Origin of the sequence: Legionella nautarum, from assembly GCF_001467895.1 — a bacterium.
In the GTDB taxonomy this organism is placed as follows: Bacteria; Pseudomonadota; Gammaproteobacteria; order Legionellales; family Legionellaceae; genus Tatlockia; species Tatlockia nautarum.
In genome coordinates this window covers 297417-322061 of the sequence record NZ_LNYO01000024.1, presented here as the reverse complement: position 1 = coordinate 322061, position 24645 = coordinate 297417, and the positions used below count along the sequence as shown (strand labels likewise).

Below are 24645 nucleotides of genomic sequence, written 5' to 3'. Positions count from 1 at the left end.
GAACAACTATTAAACCGATAAAAACTGTTGATCAAAATTGGCTAAGAACTCTTTTTTTAATTCTAAAAAGTCTTCATCACTTTGATTATTGACAGTGCTTGTTGGAGGCGCTTTAAATACATCAAAAATATAACGACTATAAGAATGCTTGCGATGACTTGAATCTTCAACGGCTGATTTCACTTCTTGCATTAATTGAGTGGGTGAAACCCCGCTATTGATTGATTGCAGGATATTTTCTGTGCGCTTAATACCATTTGTTCCGTGATACCAATGATTGAAACGGTTAAGAAGACGATGTCCTGGCGCTTCAGTTGCTCTCCACTGTAGATAGTCCACTGTTGCTCTTTTTACCATTTCAACTCGAAGAAGATTAACCACCTCAAGCTGACCTTTCATAGTTGCTCTGGCTAATGCTTCTGCTTTTTGAGCATGACTAACGCCGCTTTTTAGAAGGAGAGAGACGATCTGGAAGTGGCCTTCCTCAGCAGCACATATCAATGCGGTATTATTCTCATCATCGGTGGCGTTGACATTGGCGCCCTTTTCCAAGAGAAGTTCAACCGCTTTCAAATGACCTCCTTGAGCGGCGTGCATCAGTGCTGTCTTCTTTCCTCTGGATGGAGTATTGACATTGGCACCGTAGTCTAGGAGAAATGAAAGGATTTTCAGCCCTCCTTTCTTAGCGACTAAGCTTAACGCGGTTTCACCGTATTCATCAGTGGCATTAGCATCGGTACCTTGTATCAAAAGAAATTTGATTGCCCTATGGTAGCGATAATATAAATCGTATGAGTAATCGACCTTAAATTTGGTATTTTGTTCAGACGTTGTTTTCAGTCTTTCAAGATGAGTAATCAAGTGGATAAGTGCGGTTTCTTTATCATTGATAGCTTGAATCTTGCCACCATGGCTGCTAAGGATTTCAATTATCTCAATATATCCAGGATTAACTTCAGTTGTCGAAGGATCATTCACACACAAAACGGCGATTGTCAGGAGTGTATCTAAAGTAGTATGGATTTTATCTGAACTAAGAACAGGCAAAAGGGCCTTGAACTTGGTTGAATTCCCTCCCAAAGTTGTGCTTAATAGGAGTGCTTCAAAAATATCGTAACTAATCGCATCCTTCAGGGTACTATTTTCCGCAAAGAAGCTAACAATCTGAAGTCTCCACTGTACAAATGCGTCTATTAAAGCCATACCCTTTACATAACTATCGTTCGTGTTTTCAAAGAGGATCTTAATCATTTCCATTTGGTTATTTATAACCGCAAGGTACAATACAGTTTGTCTCTGTGCGGAGATGATATTGGCATTGGCACCATTTTTCAGCAGCAGCCGAACTATCTCAAGATAACGTCTGTCAACAGCCACCGTTAACGCAGTTAGTCCATCGTTCGTGCTCACATTAACATCAGCCCCTTTTTTCAGAAGGAAGTCGACCATATCATAATGACCGTTTGCAACTGCTATCATCAATGCTGTTCCCCTTGGGCATTCAATGGCATTGAGTTCAGCACCATGGTTAAGAAGTACTTCGATAATGTCAAAATGGCCTTTATCAGTTGCATATATCAAAGCTAAATTCGTTTCTGCAGTCCATTTTTCTGTAGTCCATCCGTAACAGACACTATCTTTGGCATCGATTTTAGCCAGAATTTCGTTGACTAGGTCAAGATGACCATGCTGAGCTGCAATTACCAAGTCTGTTCTGTCCTTACTATCGCGAATTCCTATAAGCATGCTGTCAGCTTTTTGGTATTCAGCCAATTGATTGCATATAGCAGCCCAATGGCTTTGAGTGCGCCCATTTCTATCGTTAATATCTCCCTTCTTTTTCCATGCCTGATAACGAGTAACAATCACCTGTTGATAAAAAGAGTCTAATAGGCTCTGACTTTTATTACGTATAGCCCAGTTGATAATAAGATTAAGCCAACTCTCCAAGAAACCGGATCCTCGGGTTCTGCTGTCTGTTAGATAGCGTTCTTCACGGAAATAAGTGGAAGAATGTTGTCTAAACTCCATTCGCCAAAACGCAATATCATGAGAAAGGGTGTAAAATTTCCGAGAGACTAATCTTAGAGTGTTCAGTATTACTTTAGGATGAAGATAAGAAATCACTCCAGTCAGTAGTTCATCTGGAAGTGTTAGAATTTTTGCTTCTTCATTAGTGTCTTCTTGTTCAGTTTTTTCGTACACAAAAATAGCTTAGGTTTGAAGGATGGATGCAAATAGTATTTTGAATGGTCATAAAAGTCAAAAAAAAACCATCAAACAATTGTTAATCACAGAATATACAATAAATATCACTAATGCGTTTGCATCTCTCCTAAATGGAAAGGATACTGATAACGGCAACGCTTAAACGAATGATAAACATATTGCGGATCTTCCGAGTAACTATAGTGGGTCGCATCATAAGCACAACAGGGTATCGAACTCATAAAACAACCGCGCTTGGCATTCCAAACGAAACCAGTCGAACTGGTAGAGAGCGTTCTCCCATCAAAGCAAACATAACGTGGGCGATCCGGTTTATTACCGATGATGCAACCTTGTGCATATAAAAAGCTTGGAAAAAGTAAAAAGCAAAGGGAAAAAATTCTGTTCATGCTACGGCCCTGTAGCTCTGTTATACTATACAAATTATACGAACTTTTTTTCATTTCAAAGACTTTTCTTAAAAAACCTGAAGGAAATTTAAGGTAGAGTTAAGAAATAAAGTTTAAAATTAATTATAATTATTGCTATTTGTGAATTTGGAGTACGCACATGCCAAAAAATAACGAGTTTCTTGCCGCATTAAACGACCCTTTATTGGCAACGCGACCAAATGTTATTCTCGCATTAAATGAATTAATAGAATCCCTTGCTGCTAACAATGATGATACTTTTAGAGCTGCAGTGATTAAGCACTATCAGGTTTGGAATGGTTTAGGAGGAGGGTCTCGATTCCAAGTACGTAAGGATGAAACCAATGATCCTAATTTTCTGCAAAACCAGGGAGCTAACAATTTTGTTGCTTTAGCACAGTTTGTGGCTGAAAAGCGCGTGCTTTTTACTCTCAGAGAGGCGAATGAGGCACAGCTTGAAGCGATTTTAGATCCAACAAATAACCATCCTGCCGTCCGCGAAAAACTTTTCGGGCGTGACGGGGTAGCTATTTTTGGCGCTCCACCGCTAACAATACACCCTGCACCAGCTCCTAGTACATGGACATGGGATCCGAATACTGCGACAGTAATTGACGGCCTTGCGATTCCTCGAATTAAAAAAGAAGCACAACGTCAATTGTTAATAAAAAAAATCGCTGCGTGTAATGATAGAAACCTAATTGAAAATCTACTAAGAAGCGCTGATGATCCAACTTTTAAACAAGCAGCCAGAGCGGTTTGCGGCGTTCCACCAGGACATCCTCATTTTACTGATTCTATGGCTCGTTCTGATCTTGCTGGTGCAATAGAAGACTCTGCTGTTAAAAAAGCGGTGGCTTTAGATATTAAATCCTTAGATTTAGACGAACCTCAAAATAAAAAAATTGCTCGGAGTATTCTTGTCAACGGTAAAGATTTTAAAGGTATAATGCCCTCATCTGCCGCTCAATTTCTTGCTGATAGTGATGTTGATGAGCTGAAAGGTCAGCTCGGTACTCGTTATTTAATCTCTGTCTATTCTAATTTACAAGCAAAATATCTCGATGATTTAAAGGCTATTGCCAGTGCTGCGAATGTTGTAACCCTTCGAGGAACAATTTCAGGAATGCCTGAAAATGGTACTTATCTAGATCATGCAGTAACAGATGATACTTTTGCGGCTATTCGTCAAGCTGCAGCAAATCAAGCTTTGAAGTTAAGCATTGATACTTGTGAAGATGAGGCGGTACTTAATGAATTAATATCAGTACAAGACAATAATGAATTAAAGCAAAAATTAGCGACTGCAGAGTCTCTTGGTTTTTCAGGTGTTATAGGAGCTCCATTCCGTGAAGCTTTTACTAATCCGAAGGTTGAAGATATCGTCGCTCGTGCCCATATCCGAAAAAATGTAACCATTTTACCAACAAAAACCGATGAAAAGAATGAGCGCTTAGATGTGCTTGGGTTGCTTATCTCTGATCCTTCAAAATTTTCTGCTAATTATCTCAATCATCTTGCAGACCAGCAGCCTCCCTCTGTACAACAAGCGCTACAAGCCTATTTTGCAGATAAAGGCAAGGTGTATGAGGCCTGTGATGAGGCTTTAATTACTTACTTAGAACAAAAGCTTCCTTTATTGGGTGACATTGCTCTGACAAGCTTAATGAATGCACATAATGGTCTTCCCGATATAATAGCTCCTGTTCATCGATTACTAGGATTTCCTCCTACAAACACTGCATTACAAAATATAATAACAAATCCTGATAGAGGTATAGGATTACGAATTCGTGCTTATGCTGCTGCTGAGCAAGAGATAGGAAGATCGAAGCAACCAATTGATTTAACTAAAGCCACTGGAGATGCTGAGCATACAAAGTTGCTAGATAAAATTAATAATCCAAAAAGCGCTGATCTTGATGACTTAATTAAGGATTCCATCTTTCCAGATAAAGGGAGGGAAAGAGTTAGAGCTAGTTTAGTCGAATCTCTAATTCGCAATTTCCCTAATGATAGAATTCCTAAAGCCCCTGCGCCCAATCCATTAGAAATCTTAGCTAAAGCAGCGAGTATTGATGAGTGTAAAGCAGCACTTAGCACGCTTGGAGTAGCTGATTATAGCTGGGTAAACACTGAAACAATGGAGCAGATCCAAAAAGCGGCCTGCACGCAGCTCATCAAACTAGATCTGGATTGGCGTTTATCGTTCTCTGGTGATCGACATCAAAACTTACTGAAGTTAGTAGATAGCCTGCCCTTGGACAAACAACGTGCCTTGCTCGCAAATCCTAAAGCACTAGTTGCTTTAAGTGAAGCGAAAGAAGATAAAGAAGTTTTTCGTATCCTAGATAGTAAACTTGTTGATGCTCGTTTAGTTGATGCCTTGGTTGAAGAAAATAAATATTTAACTGCTATTGCTAGCATTCCAAATAGTGTATTGGCTCATGTACTAGTCAATATACAGCCAGCTTTAACTGAAGCTCAAGTTGCTCAAGTAACTGACTATATTTTGAGGTTTGATCAGCCGACTGATTTTGATGCAACTAACTATAATGCTCGAGTCAAATATATCATTTACAACGTAATGGGTTTGGTTAAACCAGCTAATAATGCAGAAATTAAAAAAATAAAGGATGCTTTTAGAACTAATCCTCAAACTCAGCGGGAAATTGAAGCTCAATATAACTACAATAAGCATGTATCAGCAGCCTATCGCAATGCTCCAACTGCAAAAGATAAAGCAGTCTATGCGATGATAGCTGCACTGCATAAAACTGCTGAATTATCAGCAGCAACAACTCCAGCTACTCCAGGAGAGCCAAAATTACTTTATGCGGCTTTGAATGGCACTTACAGAGAGTTTATTGAGAAGATTAATAAGAAGCCGCCCCCTAGCTATGCAGCGAAATTTACCCCTCCTTTAGATAAGCAAATCACGCCAAAACGTTTTTCCGAGATTAAAATTGCCGGAAGAAAACAAACTCTACTGAACCCAAGAGACTATCAGGCAGAGCTTGATGCCCAATTGAGAAAACTGACAACAACTCAAATAAAGCAATTTACCGACATAAAATTAAAGTCTCCTCTGCCGTTAAAGCGGCTCGCTATAGCTAAACCTTTGTATTGGCTTAATCCGGCGTTTCAGGCTGCTTCGAAAGAAAATGCAAAAAAGATGGGTAACCAGCTCCGCGAATTATCTGCAACTTGCGATACCATGGTAATCCATCTTAGAGACCAACTTAGACAAGCTCAAGAAGAGCTTGACAGTCTGCCTTCTAATCTGGAAATTCTAAATAACGGTGCTACCGCTGCTGAACAAGAGGCGATGACAAAGGCGACCAATAAAAACAGAGAACAAATAACTAATCTAAGAAATCAAATTAGAAAAGAACTAAACGAATACGAAAAATTACAGACCTTATTTAGAGGGGACCCTGCGCTTAAAGACAGCAAAAACGTAGCTCTAGTTATCAGACAAGGCATTTTAGCCACCCTCAAGCAAGCGGAAGAAGGTAAAACAGATATTCGAATAAAGGGTTATAAAAGCTACGCGAAGGATTATCCCAATGCTGACCGGGCAAAGCATTTTGATGCAACCTGGAAAAGTGAGGGTGCTCCCACTGCGGAGGATAAAAAACTTCAGCTACAGTCAGCAGTGTCTCCCGATTGTTTTGATTCGGTAGATATGGTTGAGCCAGGTAAATTCCGCGAATATACTGTTTATTATGAAACAATAAACCCGCGTACCGGAGCCCTCGTAGAAGTTAAAAGTTCTTACATAGAGGAGCGTGGGGCTGGTGATTTAAAGGGCGTAGTCGACAATAAAGGGGTTACTCAATACCAATCGGCAATGACCATAACCGCTAATAGTTTTCCTCCTCCGAGTGAGCCTGAAGCCAGAGTTCATCAAGCGATGGAAATGGCAACACGAATGATCGCTGCACGTGGAAAACCACCGACTCCCGGTGATCCAATTCTTTTAAAAGGCCCACTTGACCAAGTGAAATATGCATGGACGGCGTTAATGATAATCGGAAAAAATGATCCCAATATGAGATTTGATGAAAACTCAATCATGATAGATAACGCAGCATTTAATCCTGAAACAGAGTTTAAAACAGTCTTTGGAAAAAGAATACCTGGATTTGTGTTTGCTAGTGACTCTCTGTATAAAACGCAATTTGAAAAGCATCCTAGTGTCACTACCTTACTGAAGAACATAAAGAAAATAGATGAACTAAAATCAGATAATACAGAGCGCAAATCGAAGCAAGTAACTGAAAAAGATACGGCTTATTTGTCAAAATTTTATTCAGACAAACTAAAAGCAATTAAAGACAGTAACAAAGAGATAGATGATACTATCGGGCCAGCCCCGGTTGCTTAAAAGTGGAAAATGGATTTTTAAACAATTAAGAAGAATAAAATGAATAAAAATAATTTGCCTATTGGTGTCTTTGATTCAGGAATGGGTGGTTTGACTGTACTGCGTGCATTAAAGACTACCCTTGCAAAAGAGTCTTTTATTTATTTAGGCGACACGGCGCGACTACCCTACGGAACTAAAAGCCCTAATACTATCCAGCAATACGCGATTCAGATGGCACGTGTCCTCGTAGAGAGACAAATCAAAGCCTTGGTGATTGCCTGTAATACAGCAACCACGGCCGCCTTGCCGCATTTGCAAGCGATGCTCCCAGATATGCCAGTGATAGGCGTGGTGACACCTGGAGCCTCCGCAGTAGTTGCTGCCACTAAAAACCATCGCATTGTCGTATTAGCGACTGAAACCACGATTGCGTCGAATGCTTACCAGAGCTTAATTACAGCCCATTTACCGCAAGCAACGATAAATGCGCGTGCTTGCAGCCTTCTAGTCGCTTTGGCAGAAGAGGGAATGATTGGAAATGCGATTGCGCGTGAAACTTTAAAACATTATCTAGCGGATTTTGGTAGTGAAGATACCTTGCTTTTAGGTTGTACCCACTTCCCGGTTTTTAAACCCTTACTCGCAACGCTTTTGCCAAAAGGGGTTACTATCGTGGATTCGGCTGAAGCCACCGCGAAGGAACTACAAAAAGTGCTAGGAGAGGCTGATTTGTTTAGCAATGAGCAAGCCTCAGACAATCGAATCAATTATTTAGTGACTGATTCTGTCAAGCGCTTCCAAGCGGTAGGCGAAATCTTTTTAGGCGAACCCTTGCAGGTCCATCAAATAGAATTGGTCGACGCTCAAAGCCCTGCTTAGATTTTACGTAGGGTAGGCCTTGGTTTTATAATAGGACTACCTAAGGGTTTCCCTTCCTACGTACCGCAGTTTGTCCGGCTTGTGCGCGGGATCCAGAGCTCTCGGCATGAAATGATCGCTTGGATATCGCGGAAAAGCCGCGGGACGGAGACAGGAGGAGCCATTGGACCATCAATCCCGCCCCTAAACTATTCAACCAACTCCTTCTTCCCCCGTTTTTTATGCGCAATTTGCTTTCCACGCGCCGATTGATAACGAGCCTCCATTTCCACATCAATATAGCGATCGGTTGTTACACTAGAACTATGGCCGGCATCATCACGGACATGTTCGCGAGGGCGGATTTTTACATCCTCTGAAATACCGGTATGTCTTAACCAATGCACAGTAGCCGAGGCCAAATTATCTGCAGCTTCCACCTGTCCTTTTAGACGTAATTCTTCTGCCGCTAAATCAAAGCAAAGTTGAACTAGGCGTCGAATGGGGGCGGTATCACTCATTGGTCCTGTGCCTTTAATTTTCGGAATGAGCGGGGAATTATCAGAAGGAGAGGGTAGTGGGGTTAATCCTAAAAAACTTCGCCAACGCATCAAACTTTCTAACATGGCATCACTAACGGCAACTTGACGTTCCTTATTGCCCTTGCCCACGGTTGTAAACCACCAATACCCATTACTGTCTTTTGCAAAGTCATTCATAGTAGGAATCCACCGTTCACTGGCAGCAAGCTCAGAGATACGCAAATACATGCCAAACAACATACTCAACATGAAACGTGTACGTTCGTGTTTTTCAGGATTTTCTGCGGCCAATTTATCAGCTGCGCTTAAAACTGCATCCCATTGCGGCATACTAAGACGCCGAATCGGCGCATTTTGCTGGCGTTTGCGAATGAATTTACTTTTTTGACGGATTAAAGCGACGGGATTAGAGACAAGGTATTCTTCCGCAATTAAAAAATTAAATAAGGTGCTTAGGATTGCAAAAATTTCCTGTACTGTACCTTGAGATAAATTAAATTCTTCAATGGAGGCGCTGGTACCCTGTTTTCTCGCTGCCTTTTTCAAGGTAACAACAAAAGGACGCCATTCGACATTAGGTACGCGTTTGCCTTCTTTCTCGATAAACCGTGGGACCTTTTTTAAACTGATCCAGCTTTCTGGTGGGTTTTGGCAAAAACGAACAAATTGCTCGATATCCTCACGTTTAAGTGCGGTGAGACTTATTTTTTTTATATGCCAACACCATTGTAAAAGACGTTCTGTTTCGCGGCGATAACTATTGAAGGTACCGAGGCTACCCGTGTAGCTTTTAAGAAAATTGAGGCAATAATAAAAATCTTTATGAAAATTAGGATTAACTAAGATAACATTGTCCAGGTTTTTATGCAGATTATCGAGATTATCAAACAAGGGTAAAAGTTGTATTTTCATGGAAAAACAGGGGTAATAAAGAATAGCCTAATGCTAGCTTATTCTGTCTTGAGGCAGCAATCATAAAATTTATCGAAATAAGTTATTGACCTCCAGTACAGCTCCGAGTATTATTTGCGCTCTTGTCCTAGGGGACGGGTTTGAAAACGGGGTGTAGCGCAGTCTGGTAGCGCGCCTGCTTTGGGAGCAGGATGTCGGGAGTTCGAATCTCTCCACCCCGACCAATTTTTTTTGCGCCCGTAGCTCATCTGGATAGAGCATCGGCCTTCTAAGCCGAGGGTAGCAGGTTCGAATCCTGCCGGGCGTGCCAGCCTTTGAGCAAGATTCTCTTTACAATTAAGATAAAAATGGTGAGCGTAGCTCAGTTGGTAGAGCCCCGGGTTGTGATCCCGGTTGTCGTGGGTTCGAGTCCCATCGTTCACCCCAGACTTCGAAATTAATGCTAAAGATTTATTCTGAGTCTTTACAAGATAGACTTACTGTTTGATAATTCCACCCTAATTTGCGAAAGTGGCGGAACTGGTAGACGCGCTGGATTTAGGTTCCAGTGGGGTAACCCGTGAGAGTTCGAGTCTCTCCTTTCGCACCATTTCATGACAATATCCGAGAGGTGACTAGATGCAAGTTTCTGTTGAGACCTTGAAAGGTTTGGAACGTAAAGTAACAGTTTCGGTACCCACCGAAAAAGTCGAGGAAGAAGTGAGCCTTCGTCTCCATAATCTTGCTCGTAAAGTAAAAATGGATGGGTTTCGTCCTGGTAAAGTACCGTTTCATTTAGTGAAGAGCCGATTTTCCAATAGCGTGCGCGAGGAAGTTGCCAGAGAAATGGTGCAATCGACCTTATTTGAAGCATTGCAACAGAATGAGCTAGTGCCTGCTGGTTCACCAGCTGTTGAGCCTGAGCAAATTGAATCAGGTAAAGATTTCAAATACACCGCAATTTTTGAAATATTCCCAGAAGTAACCATCACTGAGTTAAATAAGGATGAAATTGAAGTAATCCATGCTGAACTCAAAGACAGTGATGTAGACCAAATGATTGAAAAATTGCGCGAGCAGAACAAAGAGTGGCAAGAGGTTTCACGAGCTGCCGCAAAAGATGACAAGGTTATCATTGATTTTGAAGGCTTCATTGATGATAAAGCCTTTGAAGGTGGTAAGGCCGAAGGTTATGAAATCGTTATTGGTTCAGGTGCAATGATTCCAGGCTTTGAAGATGGCTTAATTGGCGGTAAAAAGAATAAATCCTTTGATATCAAAGTTACTTTCCCAGAGAGCTATGGCCATCAAGAGTTGGCTGGCAAAGAAGCGACCTTTAAAATTACTATCCACCAAGTGTTGGAAGGAAAATTACCAGCACTAGATGATGCTTTTGCTGAGAAATTTAATATTAAAGAAGGCGGTATAGAGGCGCTGAAAAAAGATATTAAAGAAAATATGGAGCGGGAACTTGAGCGTCGTGTCAGTGCGATGAATCGTGAACGCATTTTTGATAAATTGCTAACGGTTAATCAATTCGATTTACCTAATGCATTAATCGACAAAGAAATCGAACATTTGAAGCATGATATGTATCACCGTCTCTTCGGTCATGAACATTCTGACAATGAGCAAATCCCAGATTTCCCACGGTCTTTATTCGAAGAGCAAGCAAAACGTCGCGTTCATTTAGGTTTACTGTTCTCAGAATATGTCAAAAAACACGAGCTTGTTGCTGATAAAGCAAGAGTAGATGCAATGATTGAAAAGTTTGCAAGTGCTTACGAGAATCCTGATGAGTTGCGTTCATGGTACCAAGGCAGCAAAGAGCGTTTGGCAGAAGTTGAAGCTTTAGTGATGGAAGAAGTTGTTGCCGAAAAGATGAGTGAAAATGCTAAACTTGTGAAGAAAGCAATGAATTATGAAGCTGTCATGAATCCTGCTAAGGAAAATGAAGCTAGCGCCAAGGAAACTAAAGGAGAATAATAGATGGGTTATTCAGAAAACTTGATTAGAAATGCCAGCGGCTTAGTACCTATGGTTATTGAGCAAACCTCAAGGGGTGAGCGCTCTTATGATATTTATTCAAGGCTTTTGAAAGAACGGATTATTTTTCTTTTAGGAGAAGTTGAAGATCATATGGCGAATTTAGTTGTCGCTCAGCTACTGTTTTTAGAGTCAGAAAATCCTGAGAAAGATATTTCCCTGTATATTAACTCACCAGGCGGTGTAGTTACTGCTGGGCTTGCGATCTATGACACAATGCAATTTATTAAGCCTGATGTTAGTACACTTTGTATTGGTCAAGCAGCGAGTGCTGCTGCTTTATTGCTTTGTGCAGGTGCTGATGGTAAGCGTTTTTGTTTGCCAAATTCACGGGTAATGATTCACCAACCTTTAGGGGGTTACCGTGGCCAGGCGACTGATATTGAAATTCATGCCCGTGAAACTTTAGCTGTTCGTGAACGTTTAAATAGTATTATGGCTAAACATACTAAAAAAACCTCCGATCAAATTATGCGAGATACTGAACGTGATAACTTTATGAGTGCAAACCAAGCTTGCGAATATGGTTTAATCGATAGGGTTCTCCATGATCGCGAAGCGATAGCTACAGCTGAATAGTCTATAATGAAATTGCCGAATTTGTTACAGTAGTTAACAAATCGGCAATTTCACTGGCGTTATTATTTCAATTGTCTAAAATTTTACTAGAGTATCTAGTTTGGGCTAGATAGCAGTAAGAAAGGGGTTTGTAGATGAGTAAAACCGGTAACGGCAATGGCGAAAAAGTTTTATATTGTTCATTTTGTGGAAAGAGTCAGCATGAAGTAAAAAAACTGATTGCAGGCCCTTCTGTTTTTGTTTGTGACGAATGTGTTGAGCTTTGTAATGACATTATCCGTGAAGAAACTCAGGAAACACCTGAAGAAGCTGAAACCCATTTACCAACACCTAAAGAAATTTCCAATTTCCTTGACGAATACGTTATTGGTCAGCCCCATGCTAAGAAAGTATTGTCGGTTGCTGTTTATAACCATTACAAACGCTTACATCACAAAACAGAAGATGGTATCGAATTAGGTAAGAGTAATATCCTCCTGATTGGTCCAACGGGTAGTGGTAAAACACTGTTGGCTCAAACCTTAGCTCGATTACTCAATGTCCCCTTTACCATGGCTGATGCAACAACCTTAACGGAAGCAGGCTATGTGGGTGAAGATGTTGAAAATATCATTCAAAAACTATTGCAAAAATGTGATTACGATGTTGATAAAGCCCAACAAGGTATTGTTTATATCGACGAAATCGATAAAATTTCACGTAAATCAGATAATCCCTCAATTACTCGTGATGTTTCAGGTGAGGGAGTGCAGCAGGCCCTACTGAAGTTAATAGAAGGAACCATTGCCTCCGTACCACCACAAGGCGGGCGTAAGCATCCACAACAAGAGTTTTTACAAGTGGATACCTCAAATATTCTATTTATTTGTGGAGGCGCTTTTGCTGGACTTGATAAAGTGATTCGTGAGCGGAGTGACAAATCAGGTATTGGTTTTTCTGCTCAATTGAAAAACCAAAAAAACCCTAAAGACTTGGAAAAAATCTTAGACCAACTGGAATCTGAAGATTTAGTGAAATATGGTTTGATTCCGGAGTTTGTAGGACGATTACCTGTAGTGACCACACTGCATGAATTAAATGAAGAAGCCTTAGTGGATATTCTTACGCGTCCTAAAAATGCACTGACCAAGCAATTTCATGCTCTCTTTAAAATGGAAAATGTGGAGCTTGAATTCCGTGACGATGCCCTTCTCATGATTGCTAAGAAAGCTTTAGAGAGAAAAATAGGTGCTCGAGGGTTACGTGCCATCCTTGAAAATATACTTTTAGACACCATGTATGAATTACCTTCTCTTGAAAGGGTTAAGAAAGTAGTGATTGATGAAACTGTCATTAATAATACTGGAAAACCTATCCTTATCTATGAGGGTGAGGAAAGCAAACAATCTGCTGCAGGTGGAAGGGAATAAGAAGTCATGTAGCAGCGCGTTATCGTTCTATTACTGGTTAGTATTTAACTGTTGTAGAGTTGACTTAAAGTTTTCTGTTTACTCTCCTTGAGGGAGTAAACAATTCAACTAAAAGGCTGTGCTGTTTCTCATAGGATTGTCGTTTGAATAAAAGGGCTCATTATGTCTAGCGAAAGCGAAAATGAAATCATGCCGTCTAAAAATGAAGTAATGTCACCTTTACCTGTATTACCTCTCCGGGATGTTGTAGTTTACCCGCACATGGTCATTCCTTTGTTTGTGGGACGTGAAAAATCCATCAAAGCCTTAGAAGCCGCTATGGTGGATAACAAACAAATTTTCTTAGTTGCTCAACGAAAATCCTCTAATGATGATCCGAGTTCCGAAGATGTTTTTAACATAGGGACCGTTTCAAGTGTCTTGCAATTGCTGAAACTTCCTGATGGTACAGTGAAAGTACTGGTAGAGGGGGAGCAACGTGCCAAAGTTATTCAGTACACCCAAGAAAATGGGTTTTTGGAAGCTCATCTAGAGCCGATTGAGGAAGTCAGCACCTCTTTAAAAGAGCAGGAAATCGAAATTCTAATGCGCTCATTGATGTCGCAATTTGAGCAATACATTAAACTTAACAAAAAAATACCACCAGAAGTATTAAGTTCTTTGGCAAGTATTGAAGAACCAGGCCGCCTAGCTGATACCATTGCGGCTCACCTGAGCTTAAAAGTTGATGATAAGCAGGATTTACTTGAAATTGTTGATGTCGGGACACGCCTAGAACGGCTGATGGCCGCTATTGAAGGCGAAATCGATCTCTTGCATGTTGAAAAACGTGTTCGTGGACGCGTAAAACGACAGATGGAAAAAAGTCAAAGAGAATACTATCTTAACGAACAAATGAAAGCGATCCAAAAAGAACTGGGTGAGCTTGGAGAAGAAGGTAACGAATTAGAGCAATTAGAAGCCTCCATTAATAAAGCAGGCATGCCAAAAGAAGCGAAAGAAAAATCGCTAGCAGAACTGCAAAAATTAAAAATGATGTCGCCGATGTCGGCTGAAGCAACTGTCATTCGCAATTATTTAGATTGGATGCTTGGTGTACCATGGAAGAGAAAAAATAAGATTCAATTTGATTTACGCAAGGCTGAAAAATTGCTCGACAAAGAGCATTATGGTCTTGAGAAGGTCAAAGAGCGCATTATTGAATATCTTGCAGTACAACAGCGTGTAAAACGCTTAAAAGGCCCTATTTTATGTTTAGTTGGACCACCTGGGGTGGGTAAAACATCTTTAGGACAATCAATTGCTAATGCGACAGGGAGAACCTTTATTCGCATTGCCTTAGGAGGCGTAAGAGATGAGGCCGAGATTCGTGGCCATCGACGTACCTATATTGGTTCTATGCCTGGAAAAATTATTCAAAAATTATCTAAAGCAGGGGTAAAAAATCCGCTTATCATGCTTGATGAAGTGGATAAAATGGCTATGGATTTCCGTGGCGATCCTGCTTCTGCTTTGTTGGAAGTTCTTGATCCCGAGCAAAATCATACCTTCAACGACCATTATCTCGAAGTGGATTATGATCTGAGTGATGTGATGTTTATTGCTACGGCAAACTCCTTAGAAATTCCGGCACCCTTGCTTGATCGCATGGAAGTTATCCGCCTGGCAGGCTATACGGAAGATGAAAAAATAAATATTGCTGAGAGTTATTTAGTACCAAAACAATTGGTTCTAAACGGGCTTAAACCTGAAGAAATCAGTATTGGCGAAAGTGCTATTCGCGAAATTGTACGTCACTATACACGTGAAGCAGGGGTGCGTAACCTTGAGCGTGATATAGCAAGTATTTGCCGAAAAGTGGTCAAAGAAATTTTAACAGGAAAACGGGTCAAAAAAGTCTCTGTAACTCGCACTAATATTGAAAAATATCTTGGTGTAAAAAAATTCCGTTATGGGCTTGCAGAAGAATTTGATCAGGTCGGTCAAGTTACGGGCCTTGCATGGACAAGTGTAGGAGGAGAATTGCTTACTATTGAGGCATCCATGATGCCAGGTAAGGGCAAAACTACTCATACCGGCCAATTAGGTGAAGTCATGCAGGAGTCTATCCAGGCGGCTATGACAGTGGTCAGAAGTCGGGCTAAATCCTTTAATTTACCCGATGATTTTTACGAGAAGAATGATTTCCATGTCCATGTTCCTGAGGGTGCAACGCCCAAAGATGGGCCTAGTGCTGGTATCGGTATGTGTACTGCACTGGTTTCGGTAGTCACACAAATACCCGTACGTGCAGATGTTGCCATGACCGGGGAAATAACCCTACGTGGTCAGGTTCTTCCTATCGGTGGTTTGAAAGAAAAGCTTCTTGCTGCACATCGTGGTGGAATCAAGCATGTTCTTATTCCTGAGGAAAATCGCAAAGACCTTGAAGAGATTCCAGATAATGTGTTGAAAAAGCTTGTCATACATCCTGTAAAAACGATTGAAGAAGTTTTAGAGCTAGCTTTACAGCATAACCCTATTGGAAAATCTTCCGAATCAGGTCCTTCAGAGATTATTTCGAGCGAAAGTTCTAAAAAAAATAAAAATAAGGATTTACACGCCCATTAATACCGGGTATATTTCACTCCGTTGCCCGCTACTGGCGGGCGATGCAAGGATGTGACTGCTTGACTGAGGTAAATGATTCTGTTTTAATCGCCTCGGCTAAAGGAAGAATAACTGATAGGGGAAATGATGAATAAGAGTGAATTGATTGAAGCAATTGCAAGTGGTTCTGGTCTAACTAAAGCAGACGCTAGCCGAGTTCTCGATACTTTTATGATGACCGTTACTGACGCTTTAAAGAAAGGTGATCAGGTTGTATTGCCAGGTTTCGGTTCTTTCTCCACCGGCAACCGCTCTGCGCGAACTGGTCGGAATCCGCAGACTGGTGCAACAATTGAAATTAAAGCTTCAAGAGTTGCTAAATTTAAAGCTGGTAAGGCTTTGAAAGAAGCTGTGCAAGAAGGCTAAAAATTTGGGTGCTTAGCTCAGCTGGGAGAGCATCGCCCTTACAAGGCGAGGGTCGCAGGTTCGATCCCTGCAGCACCCACCAAGAATAGGAGTGGTAGTTCAGTTGGTTAGAATACCGGCCTGTCACGCCGGGGGTCGCGGGTTCGAGCCCCGTCCACTCCGCCAGATAAACGCGCCGAATGGCGCGTTTTTTTTATCAGCCACGTGAAATCAAGCATTTCCTTGCGAATTTACCAAATATGGAATTTCGAACATGTTGCAGAAGTTGAACGAACGCATACAGGGTGTTATAGCCTGGGTAGTTATTATTCTGATTGCGGTTACTTTTACATTATTCGGAGTAGACTATTTCATGCAGTCTCATCAAACCTCGGATATCGAAGTTGATGTGAATGGGCATCCTATTAGCAAGCAGGCTTTTGAAATTAATTATCGCCGAGCTCGACAGCAACGCGATCCTTCGCAAATCACAGCTGAAAGTGAAGCTGCGCTCAAGAAGCAAGTTCTAACTGACATGATCACGAATGAAGTCAGTGTTCAAGCAGCAAAAAAAGCAGGTTTTGAAGTCAGCGAAAATCAGGCTAATGCTGCAATTCTCAGTATTCCGCAGTTCCAACAAGATGGGCATTTTTCTCAGGAGAGATACCAACAAGCCCTGAGTAATGCGATGTTTACGCCTGAATCTTTTCAAAATGAAGTAAGACAAGGCATGTTGCTAAATCAACAACGATTTGCATTCATAGGTAGTTCTTTTGTTTTACCCGCTGAAATTAAACGCTTTGTTAAACTTTATATGCAAACAAGGGATTACGATTATTTAGAAATTCCTACTAGCTTATTTAGCCAAAATACCCAAGTATCTGAAGCTGCAATCAATGATTATTACCAAAAGCATCAAAAGGAATTTTTAACTCCTGAAAAAGTGAGTATTGATTTTGTTCGTTTGTCCACGCAAGAGATGAAAAACAAAGTTCAGGTGAGCCCTGAAGATCTAAAACGTTATTATGATGAAAATCAAAGCAGTTTTCAGACTCCAGCTCAGTGGCAAGTAGCACATATTCTCTTTGCTATACCTGAAGATGCTTCGGAAGAGACGCAAAATCAGATCAAACAAAAAGCAGAAAAAACTTATCAAGCCTTGCAAAAGAACCCAGAGCGATTCGCAGAATTGGTCAAGACAAACTCAGACGATAAATTATCGCTGGCCAATGGTGGTTTGCTTCCTTGGCTAGTAGCTGGTCAATCAGGATTCGATAAGACCTTGGCTAATTTAACAGAACCAGGACAAATTTCTCCGCCGGCTAAATCGCCTCATGGATATGAACTCTTTAAACTGATAGCTTACAAGCCCGCAACAATGAAGCCTCTGAAAGAAGTACAAGCTAATATAAGAGAGCAATTAGTTTCTGATCTTACTCAGGCACAATATGCCCAAGCTTTAGAACAACTCGGTGACCTAAGTTATCAAAGTCCTGATTCATTAACTCCCGTTGCAGATGCTTTAAAACTACCTGTTGAACATTCTGAAGCTTTCTCACGTCAAGGTGGCGATACTGAGTTAACCAAGAATAAACAGATTGTTAATGCTGCATTTAGCCATGATGTTTTGCAACTTGGTAATAATAGTGAGCCGATACAGTTGGATAATGACAGCGTGGTCGTTTTACGAGTCAATCAACACCTTCCTGCCACGGAAAAACCCTTAGCAGAGGTCAAAGATTTTATTGCCAAAAAATTAGCTCTCATTGATGCTGAAAAACAAGCTAAACAGCTAGGTACTGAATTATTATCAAATAAGGAAGATGGTAATCTGCAAGAAAAATTAATGAAAGACAAGCAATTGCAGTGGCATGAAATCACAAAAGCAACCCGCGATACCGATAAAGCCGATACTGCGATTAACGATTTAGCGTTTAGCTTGCCTCGCACTAATAGTCGTAATGGTCGGAGTTTAACTAACGGCAATTATGTGATTGTGCGTTTAAAGAAAATTAATGACGGACAATTGAAATTATTAGATAAAGAACAGCAAGCAAGCATAGCCCAACAAATTGAAGCAAACTACGGTGTTATGGATTATGACTTGTACATTAACAATTTAGTCGCTGCTTCAAAAATTCAAAGCCCTTAATTAGCAGGGAGATTTACAATGGCTGATAAGTTTACTGACAATATGCTTACTCAATTCCAACTGAGTATGTTAAAAGATTACCAAAGATTAAACGCGGAAGGGAAGTCGATTGAAGAGATTTCTAAGTTTATACGTGACAAATTTGAATTTAATCTAATATATAATAATGAGAGTTCTTTATGGCGCCTACCTGAAGGAGAATGGCAAAAAGCTAGAACAGTACTTGATACCTTTTTAGCTGCTGTATTACCTAAAGAAGAAGCTCTTCCACCCCAATGGCTTTTCCCGCCAATTATGTTTACGGTGATCCAATTAAACGAATTTAGAGAGAGAAGAGACGATTATTATTATTGCTCTCTTGCAGATAGTATTTTCTATTGGTCTTTACTAGATAGTCTTACTTATGATCATCATCTTCATCATTTACATGATGCTGCTGCTAGTGTTGGTACTAATGATAATGGTTATGGTGATAGTCTTAATAATGTGAGTGATAAGGATAAAGCTAATTTATGGGCTTTTCTGCTTTTATTATTAATTAGTACTGTAGCGATTGTTTTGACCTTTATTGCCATTGCTTATCTATTTGTGGAATTTTTTGAGACGATGGAGCGCTTGTGGCATAACGAAGGCTTATGGCAGGCAATGATATCCATGTTGAGTGCCATAGCTTTTGGTACCGCATCAGGTTGGTTGACGGCTCTTTTTCTTGCTACACCCATAACTGCTTTGGCTGTTGCTGCAGGTGTAAATCCCGTCGGCATGGTTATTTTAGGTGTGATCTGTCTAACTTTTATTGGTGCTGGAGCAGGTTGTTTTATTACTAATAGCTTGCAAAATTACCTCGTAAAAATAAGAAACCCTGAAGCACTGGATCCCCAAGATCCCCATCGATTTACACTGACTAAAGCCGAAGAAGAAAATTTAATTGCTCAAAATCTTGATCCAATAAAAGTAAAATGTGCCATTGCTGCTCTTCGTCAGAAATTAGGTAAAAATGAACTGCCTTACTATATTACTCGTTTATTTAACAGTGACAAGCAAGAGATCATAGAGCAAGTTAGAGAATTACGCCGTGGTAAATTATCAGCAATTGAAATAGAAATTGGTGGTACTAAGCTGAATTTTGATTTGCGTCCTTTATCAGAAATGCAACATCAAGCTTCTAATCATAATGATTATTACCCAGCAGATGAAGAAGAATTGTCAGTAGAAACTTCACAACATGTACATGTTAGTCATAGACAGGATTTCTATCCACAAGATCCACAACGCTATCAACAACAGCCAAATGATGAGCCTCAATTCTATCCACATCAGCAAACTCCCTCTCAAATGCCTGCATACCACGAAGGATATCCTCCTCCTTACACTCCTCCATCTCGAGTGTATCCTCCTCCTTATATTCCTCAGGGATCTTATCCTCTTTATCAACCACAACAACCTGCTTATATCCCGAACCCACCGAGCATCCCAGGTAGTGGACTATAAAATCTGGCCTTAATAAGCTTTGCTTGTTAAGGCTTACTGAAGTTGTGACATTTAACGAAAATCTAAAAAAATTTGTAGCCTGGTTGCTTGCAACCAGGACTTCTCTGCCGCTTTGCGGATAACATCATTCTAAATCTGACATTGCAATAGCGTGATATCCAGCGTCGACATGGACTACTTCAGCGGTAATACCAGAGGCTAAATTTGAGCAAAGAAATGCGGCTGTATTACCTACTTCTTCTGCAGTGACATTGCGTTTCATTGGTGTAGTATTGGCATAGGCCGTTTGCATTTTACGAAAATCTTTAATGCCTGCAGCAGCGAGGGTTTTAATGGGCCCTGCGGAGATAGCATTAACGCGTATTCCACGTGGTCCTAAACTTGCTGCCAAATAGCGTACAGAAGCTTCTAGGCTCGCTTTGGCAATACCCATGACGTTATAGTTTGGTACTGCTTTTTCAGCGCCGTAATAACTCAGTGTGAGAATTGCCCCTTGGGTATCTTGCATTAGAGGTAAGGCTGCTTTAGCAAGCCCAATTAAACTATAGGCGCTGATATCATGAGCAATATGAAAACCTTCACGATGAACACAATCAACAAAATCACCACTGATTTGATCTGCTGGTGCAAAAGCAACGGAATGAATAAGAATATCTAATTTATTCCAGTGACGACCCAATTGTTCAAACACTGCTTGAATATCCAAATCGTTGGCTACATCACAAGGAAAGGTCAGAGTGGAATTAAACTCCGCTGCCATCGTTTCAACACGACTTTGCAACTTTTCATTTTGATAAGTAAAAGCCAATTCAGCACCTTGCTCATGAAATGCTTTGGCAATTCCGTAAGCAATAGAACGATTGCTTGCTAGTCCAACAATTAATGCTTTTTTCCCTTGTAAAAAACCCATCTTAATCTCCTCTAACCGTCTAAGTGTTTCGCAAGTAACTCGCGCATTTTCGCCTGGATCATATCAATAGCGATACGATTTTCTCCTCCTCTGGGAACGATGAGATCTGCATAACGACTCGAAGGCTCAATGAACTGTAGATACATTGGCCTGACTGTCGTCTCATACTGATGAACAACCGATTCAAAAGAACGTTGCCGCTCAACAACATCACGCTTTAAGCGACGGGTTAAGCAAACATCTAGAGGAGTTGACATAAAAATACGAATATCCATTATTTCGCGCAATTGCTTGTCAGTAAACAATAAAATACCTTCCAAGACGATAATTGCATGTTGGCCAACACGACGAGTTTCGGCCAAACGAAGGTGTTTAGAATGAGAATAGATAGGGATCTCAACGGATTCACCTTGCCGTAATTTACGTAAATGTTCGCAAAGGAGGGCATGATCAAATGCATCAGGATGATCGTAGTTAATTTTTTCTCGTTCACCGAAAGGAAGATGGCTATTATCCTTATAATAGGCATCCTCTGAGATGACAACAACTTGTTCAGAACCTAGTTCATTGACAATCGTATTTGCCAGAAGACTTTTTCCGGAGGCTGACGGACCAGAAATTCCGATAATAATTGCTTGTTTGTTCATGACGCCACTATTCAAAATTTTGTGCAAATGTTAAGGCTTTATGACAATAAATTCAATTTGTTTCTTTTAAGAAGGACATATAGGGCGCCTTCGCCACCATCTCGCGCTAAGGCGCTGTGAAAGGCTAATACTTGTGAAAATTGAGGTAGCCAGTGATTGACTAAATTTTTTAAGACGGGTGTCTCGCCTTGACGGCTTCCTTTCCCATGAATAATTAAAAGACTGCGATGAGCTAAAGCGGTTTGCTGCGTTATAAATTTAATTAAGGATTCTCTCGCAGCATCTGGTCTAAGACCATGCAAGTCTAATCTCGCCTCCCAGGGAATTAGCCCCATTCTGAGCTCACGCAGGCGTTTAGATGGGATACTATGGCTAGAATAGGATAAAATCGTATGTGCTTGGACTTCGTTACTGTAGTAATCCGAAAGATAAATCGTTGGTACATCTTGGCTTGGAATCGACTCTCTTTTACGGATTTTTGTTATCTTAGGAGTAGTGGATACTTGTATTTTATTCGTTTTGTGCAGCGGTTTTACACCACTCATCATTTTACGAAACAAGGCTTTGTCTTCGTCAGACAAAGAATCATCAGACATACGGATCTAAAATAGAAACAGGAATATTAAAATTATAATGTATTTATGAGGCTAAACGCAGATTTTGGGCAAAATAAACATATATTCCTAAGTCCAACTATAGCTCTAAGTCCCGCGACTTGTTCGGCGTTGTTGCATGGTTGAACTCTGTCCCTACGTCGAACTATAGCTCTAAGCCCCGCGATTTGTTCAGTGTTGTTGCATGGTCGAACTCTCTCTCTATGTCCCGCGATTTGTTCGCGGGGATCCAGAGAGCTAGGTATGAAATGAGATCGCCTAGATACCGCGAATAAGTCGCGGTAGGTAGGTACGAGAATAGGATCTGCAACAACGCTGATTCCTAAGCTCAACGCTTAGTCCAAGCTCAACGCTTCACCCGGGCCTCGGTTCAACCGACAGGCTACAATAAAGGAGGACAAAATCTCTAAGTTAGCGTACAATTTGTGATAATTATGTTCGTTACATTAACATCTTAAGTAGCCAATACTACAAGGTAATTTATGACAGACTCTTATGCGACAGTGACCACTCATTTTGAAACAATTATTGATTTTCTGCGTTTTGGTATAAGCCAAGCAGAGACTGCTAACCTTTATTATGGCCACGGGACTGATAATGCTTGGGATGATATGCTAGCCTTGATTCTGACAAGTCTGTCTTTACCTATTGATTGCGATCCTATGCTTTTACAAGCACGTTTGACTGCCGCAGAAAAGCAAACTCTGGCCTATCGCCTCTCGCGCCGAATTATCGATAAACTGCCTGTCCCTTATTTGACGAATGAAGCCTATTTCTGCGATTTACCGTTTTATGTGGATGAGCGTGTGCTAATTCCGCGTTCACCAATTGCTGAATTGATTAAACAGCAATTTTCTCCTTGGCTAGAAGCAGAGAGAGTAGAACGAATTTTGGATCTTTGCACTGGCAGTGCTTGTATTGCGATTGCCTGCAATTATGCTTTTCCTGATGCCCATGTTGATGCGGTGGATATTTCTTCAGAGGCCTTGGAAGTAGCTGAAATTAACCGAGAGCGCCACGGTGTACAAGAGGTATTAACGTTGATTCAATCGGATTGTTGGTCAGAGGTACCGAAGAAACATTACGATTTAATTGTGAGCAATCCTCCCTATGTTGGTGCGGAGGAAATGCTAACTTTGCCTGAAGAATACCTTCATGAGCCCCGCCTTGCTTTGGAAACAAAGAATAATGGCTTGGCAATTGTTGAAAAAATTCTTGCAAACGCCCATGATTATCTGACAGAGGATGGTATTTTAGTGGTTGAAGTGGGTAATAGCGATGAAGCATTGGTTAATGCTTTTCCGCAAATCCCTTTTACCTGGCTTGATTTTGAGCATGGTGGTCATGGCGTATTCTTACTAACTCGTCAACAATTGGCGGCACATTTTGCGTCTACAGGTAATTAAATGAGTGGAAACACGTTCGGAAAATTGTTTACTGTAACAACTTTTGGTGAAAGCCATGGTCCAGCTTTAGGTTGTATAGTGGATGGTTGTCCTCCGGGTTTAGCCTTATCCGCAGAAGATATTCAACCCTTCCTTGATAAAAGGAAACCTGGGCAATCAAAATACACAACACAAAGAAGGGAAGAAGATAAAGTTGAAATTCTTTCGGGTGTATTTGAAGGCTTAACAACAGGCACTCCCATCGCTTTATTAATTCAGAATAGTGATCAGCGCTCCAGTGATTATGAGGCGATAAAAACTATCTTTCGCCCAGGACATGCCGATTTTACCTATCATCATAAATATGGTCATCGCGACTATCGTGGCGGAGGGCGTTCCTCTGCTCGCGAAACAGCCGCGAGGGTTGCAGCGGGTGCCATTGCACGTCTTTATTTGCAGCGCGTTTTAGGGATAGAAATTATTGGTTATTTGCAGCAAATGGGACAACTTGTCCTTGATTTTGTTGATGAAAAAGAAATAAACAACAATTCTTTTTTTTGTCCCAACCAGCATCAAATTCAAGCACTGGCTGATTATATCGATCAATTACGTCGCCAAGGTGATTCGGTCGGGGCTCGTGTGACGGTAGTGGCCCGTGGAGTACCGGTTGGACTTGGTGATCCAGTTTTTGATAAATTGGATGCTATGCTGGCTTATGCCATGATGTCAATCAATGCGGTAAAAGGCGTAGAAATCGGCGCCGGATTCGCGGCGGTAAGCCAATTGGGCAGCGAACATCGTGACGAGATAACACAAAAGGGTTTTCTTAGTAATAATGCGGGTGGTGTACTTGGAGGCATTTCCACAGGACAAGATCTCAGGGTCAGTATGGCTTTAAAACCCACGTCGAGCATTATTAAACCTGGTCAATCAATGAATACAGAAGGTGAAGAAGTCACCATAGTAACAAAGGGACGTCACGATCCCTGTGTAGGTATCCGTGCTGTTCCTATAGCTGAAGCGATGATGGCTTTAGTGTTGATGGATCATTATTTGCGGGATAAAGCACAGAACAAATGACGTGCCTAACTTTTTCTGAAATGATAATAATTTGGT

17 protein-coding genes and 6 tRNA genes are annotated in these 24645 nt (G+C 40.9%); 17 read left to right on the top strand and 6 right to left on the bottom strand.

Annotation, left to right across the window (positions count from 1 at the left end; translation table 11 throughout):
* Window positions 1–9: 9 nt before the first annotated feature.
* The gene (locus Lnau_RS13270) at window positions 10–2205 is read right to left on the bottom strand and encodes an ankyrin repeat domain-containing protein (RefSeq protein ID WP_058505621.1); all 2196 of its coding nucleotides are present in this window, start codon (window positions 2203–2205) and stop codon (window positions 10–12) included.
* A gap of 110 nt (window positions 2206–2315) precedes the next feature.
* A complete protein-coding gene (locus Lnau_RS13265) occupies window positions 2316–2618 on the bottom strand; it encodes a hypothetical protein (RefSeq protein ID WP_058505620.1) in 303 nt (100 codons plus the stop codon).
* A gap of 160 nt (window positions 2619–2778) precedes the next feature.
* Here Lnau_RS13265 and Lnau_RS13260 point away from each other — a divergent pair, with 160 nt between their 5' ends.
* Complete coding sequence (locus Lnau_RS13260; RefSeq protein WP_058505619.1) at window positions 2779–7029, top strand: hypothetical protein; 4251 nt, start codon at window positions 2779–2781, stop codon at window positions 7027–7029.
* A 39-nt stretch (window positions 7030–7068) separates the two neighbouring features.
* Entirely contained in the window at window positions 7069–7890 is an 822-nt protein-coding gene (gene murI / locus Lnau_RS13255) for a glutamate racemase (protein WP_058505618.1), read from the top strand.
* 188 nt (window positions 7891–8078) lie between these two features.
* On the opposite strand, the gene Lnau_RS13250 is transcribed toward murI, so the two are convergent.
* The gene (locus tag Lnau_RS13250) at window positions 8079–9323 is read right to left on the bottom strand and encodes a tyrosine-type recombinase/integrase (RefSeq protein ID WP_058505617.1); all 1245 of its coding nucleotides are present in this window, start codon (window positions 9321–9323) and stop codon (window positions 8079–8081) included.
* Window positions 9324–9470: 147 nt separating this feature from the next.
* Between Lnau_RS13250 and Lnau_RS13245 the strand changes: the two genes are divergently transcribed.
* From Lnau_RS13245 to Lnau_RS13185, 13 genes are all read left to right on the top strand, one after another.
* Window positions 9471–9547: transfer RNA gene (locus tag Lnau_RS13245), tRNA-Pro, on the top strand.
* Window positions 9548–9556: 9 nt separating this feature from the next.
* A tRNA-Arg gene (locus Lnau_RS13240) sits at window positions 9557–9633 on the top strand.
* A gap of 40 nt (window positions 9634–9673) precedes the next feature.
* A tRNA-His gene (locus Lnau_RS13235) sits at window positions 9674–9749 on the top strand.
* Window positions 9750–9827: 78 nt separating this feature from the next.
* Window positions 9828–9912 (top strand) — tRNA-Leu (locus tag Lnau_RS13230).
* A 29-nt stretch (window positions 9913–9941) separates the two neighbouring features.
* Window positions 9942–11288: a trigger factor gene (tig, locus tag Lnau_RS13225; protein ID WP_058505616.1), complete on the top strand. Its 1347-nt coding sequence runs from the start codon at window positions 9942–9944 to the stop codon at window positions 11286–11288.
* Between the two features lie 3 nt (window positions 11289–11291).
* The gene (gene clpP, locus Lnau_RS13220) at window positions 11292–11927 is read left to right on the top strand and encodes an ATP-dependent Clp endopeptidase proteolytic subunit ClpP (protein WP_058505615.1); all 636 of its coding nucleotides are present in this window, start codon (window positions 11292–11294) and stop codon (window positions 11925–11927) included.
* 134 nt (window positions 11928–12061) lie between these two features.
* Window positions 12062–13336, top strand: a complete 1275-nt coding sequence (gene clpX, locus Lnau_RS13215; protein WP_058505614.1) for an ATP-dependent Clp protease ATP-binding subunit ClpX — start codon at window positions 12062–12064, stop codon at window positions 13334–13336.
* Window positions 13337–13498: 162 nt separating this feature from the next.
* A complete protein-coding gene (gene lon / locus Lnau_RS13210) occupies window positions 13499–15946 on the top strand; it encodes an endopeptidase La (RefSeq protein WP_058505613.1) in 2448 nt (815 codons plus the stop codon).
* Window positions 15947–16072: 126 nt separating this feature from the next.
* Entirely contained in the window at window positions 16073–16351 is a 279-nt protein-coding gene (locus Lnau_RS13205) for an HU family DNA-binding protein (RefSeq protein ID WP_058505612.1), read from the top strand.
* A gap of 6 nt (window positions 16352–16357) precedes the next feature.
* Window positions 16358–16433: transfer RNA gene (locus Lnau_RS13200), tRNA-Val, on the top strand.
* Window positions 16434–16439: 6 nt separating this feature from the next.
* A tRNA-Asp gene (locus Lnau_RS13195) sits at window positions 16440–16516 on the top strand.
* Between the two features lie 88 nt (window positions 16517–16604).
* The gene (locus Lnau_RS13190) at window positions 16605–18482 is read left to right on the top strand and encodes a SurA N-terminal domain-containing protein (RefSeq protein ID WP_058505611.1); all 1878 of its coding nucleotides are present in this window, start codon (window positions 16605–16607) and stop codon (window positions 18480–18482) included.
* 18 nt (window positions 18483–18500) lie between these two features.
* On the top strand, window positions 18501–19973 hold the full coding sequence (locus Lnau_RS13185; RefSeq protein WP_058505610.1) for a hypothetical protein: 1473 nt from the start codon (window positions 18501–18503) through the stop codon (window positions 19971–19973).
* Window positions 19974–20097: 124 nt separating this feature from the next.
* Here Lnau_RS13185 and Lnau_RS13180 read toward each other — a convergent pair whose 3' ends face one another.
* The 3 genes from Lnau_RS13180 to Lnau_RS13170 are packed head-to-tail and all read right to left on the bottom strand — an operon-like array spanning window position 20098 to window position 22126.
* A complete protein-coding gene (locus Lnau_RS13180) occupies window positions 20098–20883 on the bottom strand; it encodes an enoyl-ACP reductase FabI (RefSeq protein WP_058505609.1) in 786 nt (261 codons plus the stop codon).
* Window positions 20884–20894: 11 nt separating this feature from the next.
* Window positions 20895–21530 carry a uridine kinase gene (gene udk, locus Lnau_RS13175; protein ID WP_058505608.1) on the bottom strand — a complete coding sequence of 212 codons (636 nt, stop codon included), beginning with the start codon at window positions 21528–21530 and terminating at the stop codon, window positions 20895–20897.
* A gap of 38 nt (window positions 21531–21568) precedes the next feature.
* A complete protein-coding gene (locus Lnau_RS13170) occupies window positions 21569–22126 on the bottom strand; it encodes a Smr/MutS family protein (RefSeq protein ID WP_058505607.1) in 558 nt (185 codons plus the stop codon).
* A 500-nt stretch (window positions 22127–22626) separates the two neighbouring features.
* Between Lnau_RS13170 and prmB the strand changes: the two genes are divergently transcribed.
* A complete protein-coding gene (prmB, locus tag Lnau_RS13165; RefSeq protein ID WP_058505606.1) occupies window positions 22627–23550 on the top strand; it encodes a 50S ribosomal protein L3 N(5)-glutamine methyltransferase in 924 nt (307 codons plus the stop codon).
* Complete coding sequence (aroC, locus tag Lnau_RS13160; protein WP_058505605.1) at window positions 23551–24609, top strand: chorismate synthase; 1059 nt, start codon at window positions 23551–23553, stop codon at window positions 24607–24609.
* The last annotated feature ends 36 nt before the right edge of the window (window positions 24610–24645 follow it).

What these genes read in the sequence shown, in the direction of transcription:
- Lnau_RS13260 (WP_058505619.1), top strand. Translation starts at nt 2,779, where the DNA reads ATGCCAAAAAATAACGAGTTTCTTGCCGCATTAAACGACCCTTTATTG.
- clpP (WP_058505615.1), top strand. Translation starts at nt 11,292, where the DNA reads ATGGGTTATTCAGAAAACTTGATTAGAAATGCCAGCGGCTTAGTACCT.
- Lnau_RS13185 (WP_058505610.1), top strand. Translation starts at nt 18,501, where the DNA reads ATGGCTGATAAGTTTACTGACAATATGCTTACTCAATTCCAACTGAGT.
- Lnau_RS13250 (WP_058505617.1), bottom strand. Translation starts at nt 9,323, where the DNA reads ATGAAAATACAACTTTTACCCTTGTTTGATAATCTCGATAATCTGCAT.
- udk (WP_058505608.1), bottom strand. Translation starts at nt 21,530, where the DNA reads ATGAACAAACAAGCAATTATTATCGGAATTTCTGGTCCGTCAGCCTCC.
- murI (WP_058505618.1), top strand. Translation starts at nt 7,069, where the DNA reads ATGAATAAAAATAATTTGCCTATTGGTGTCTTTGATTCAGGAATGGGT.
- Lnau_RS13180 (WP_058505609.1), bottom strand. Translation starts at nt 20,883, where the DNA reads ATGGGTTTTTTACAAGGGAAAAAAGCATTAATTGTTGGACTAGCAAGC.
- aroC (WP_058505605.1), top strand. Translation starts at nt 23,551, where the DNA reads ATGAGTGGAAACACGTTCGGAAAATTGTTTACTGTAACAACTTTTGGT.
- Lnau_RS13265 (WP_058505620.1), bottom strand. Translation starts at nt 2,618, where the DNA reads ATGAACAGAATTTTTTCCCTTTGCTTTTTACTTTTTCCAAGCTTTTTA.
- Lnau_RS13190 (WP_058505611.1), top strand. Translation starts at nt 16,605, where the DNA reads ATGTTGCAGAAGTTGAACGAACGCATACAGGGTGTTATAGCCTGGGTA.
- prmB (WP_058505606.1), top strand. Translation starts at nt 22,627, where the DNA reads ATGACAGACTCTTATGCGACAGTGACCACTCATTTTGAAACAATTATT.
- Lnau_RS13170 (WP_058505607.1), bottom strand. Translation starts at nt 22,126, where the DNA reads ATGTCTGATGATTCTTTGTCTGACGAAGACAAAGCCTTGTTTCGTAAA.
- lon (WP_058505613.1), top strand. Translation starts at nt 13,499, where the DNA reads ATGTCTAGCGAAAGCGAAAATGAAATCATGCCGTCTAAAAATGAAGTA.
- clpX (WP_058505614.1), top strand. Translation starts at nt 12,062, where the DNA reads ATGAGTAAAACCGGTAACGGCAATGGCGAAAAAGTTTTATATTGTTCA.
- tig (WP_058505616.1), top strand. Translation starts at nt 9,942, where the DNA reads ATGCAAGTTTCTGTTGAGACCTTGAAAGGTTTGGAACGTAAAGTAACA.
- Lnau_RS13205 (WP_058505612.1), top strand. Translation starts at nt 16,073, where the DNA reads ATGAATAAGAGTGAATTGATTGAAGCAATTGCAAGTGGTTCTGGTCTA.